This window comes from Mycobacterium sp. (assembly GCF_050701675.1).
Lineage (GTDB): Bacteria > Actinomycetota > Actinomycetes > Mycobacteriales > Mycobacteriaceae > Mycobacterium.
Genome location: NZ_JBOGDD010000461.1, coordinates 1 through 1,599 on the forward strand (window position 1 = coordinate 1; position 1,599 = coordinate 1,599).

Here is a 1,599-nt window from a genome sequence, read left to right on the forward strand (position 1 = left end):
TGTATCGCAAGATCGTGCTCGACGCGGACGCGTCCGCCGGCGTCCCCGTCGACCCGTTCGTCCAACTTCGTGGCGCGATCGAGGCAGTGATCGCGTCATGGCACAGTCCGCGGGCAGTGGCCTACCGCGCGCATCACGGGTTGGACGCCGGCGCGGGCACCGCGGTCGTGGTGCAGGCGATGGTGTTCGGCAACCTCGGTGACGACTCGGGCACCGGCGTCCTGTTCAGCCGCAATCCGGCCACGGGTGCCGACGAGCCGCTGGGCGAATGGTTACCAGTGGCGCAGGGCGAGGACGTGGTCTCGGGCACCTTCGACTGCCTGCCTCTCGATGCGTTGCGTGACGCGCAGCCAACGGTGTTCACCGAGCTGATGGCGGCGGCGAATCAGCTCGAACGGCTCAGTCGCGATGTGCAGGACATCGAGTTCACCGTCGAAGCGGGCCGACTCTGGCTGCTGCAGACCCGCGTCGCGAAGCGGTCCCCACAGGCCGCCGTGCGGCTGGCGCTGAAGTTCCGCGACGCCGGTCTCATCGACGACGCCGAAGCGGTGCGACGGGTCACCCCCGAGCAGGTCCGGACACTGCTGTCACCCGCGCTCCAACCCGAGGCGCGTTTCGCCGCAAGGCTATTGGCGAAGGGTTTGCCAGCCAGCCCGGGTGTTGCGTCGGGCACTGCCTACGCCGACATCGACGCTGCGCTCGACGCCGCCGACGAAGACGAGGACGTGATCCTGGTTCGCAGCTCGACAAGCCCCGACGACGTCGCCGGGATGATGGCGGCCCGCGCCATCGTTACCGAGTACGGCGGCACCACCTCCCATGCCGCGGTGGTGAGTCGCGAGCTCGGTAGGCCTGCCGTGGTGGGCTGCGGCGCAGGGTTGGCCGCCGCACTCGATGGCAAGGTGATCACGATCGACGGCGGCGAAGGTGAGGTGCGCGAGGGCGCGCTGACCTTGGTGGCCTGGTCCGAATGCGACAGCCCCGATCTGATTGCGCTGGCGGCGCTCGCCCGCCGTGTCAGCCCACTGCGAGCCCACACCGCCGGCACGCATCCCGCACTCGCCGACACGGGCGAGGTCGCGGTGCGCGACGCGCTGGCGACCGGCCGCACCGATGTGGTCTGCGACAGTCCCCTGATCGCCATGCTGACCGCGGTCCGGCTTGCCGACGATCAACGCGACCCGCTGCACACCGAGAGGTCCGACCATGGATGAGCTGACGCTGCTGCAGGCCGTGCGACTCAAGGGCCGGGTTCGGCCCGCGGCGCTTGCCGCAACGCTCGACACGGACGAGGTCTGCGCAATTCTCACAGTCAAGCAGCTCACCGAGGCTGGCCTGTTGACCGACGGCAAGACCATCCGATTGTCCTCCGACGGCCGGACGCGCCTGACCGAGCTGCTCGCCGACGAACGAAGCAACGTCGACGATGACGCGATCGTGCGGTCCTACGAGGAATTCCGCGGAGTGAACCGCGATTTCAAGGTCCTGGTGTCCGACTGGCAGCTCAAGAACGGCGCGCCGAATGATCATGCCGACGCCGACTACGACGCTGCGGTGTTGAGTCGGCTCGGTGGTGTCCACCGAGCGGTGCTGCCGATC

2 protein-coding genes are annotated in these 1,599 nt (G+C 68.7%); both read left to right on the forward strand.

Translation table 11 applies throughout. The annotated features are described in order from the left end of the window. Positions 1–1,214 (forward strand): pyruvate, phosphate dikinase (locus tag ACRDUX_RS13895; RefSeq protein WP_526414610.1); only part of this gene is annotated, 1,214 nt, incomplete at its 5' end. After that, on the forward strand, positions 1,207–1,599 hold a 393-nt coding region (locus ACRDUX_RS13900), incomplete at its 3' end, for a MarR family transcriptional regulator (protein ID WP_526414611.1). The genes ACRDUX_RS13895 and ACRDUX_RS13900, both read left to right, overlap by 8 nt.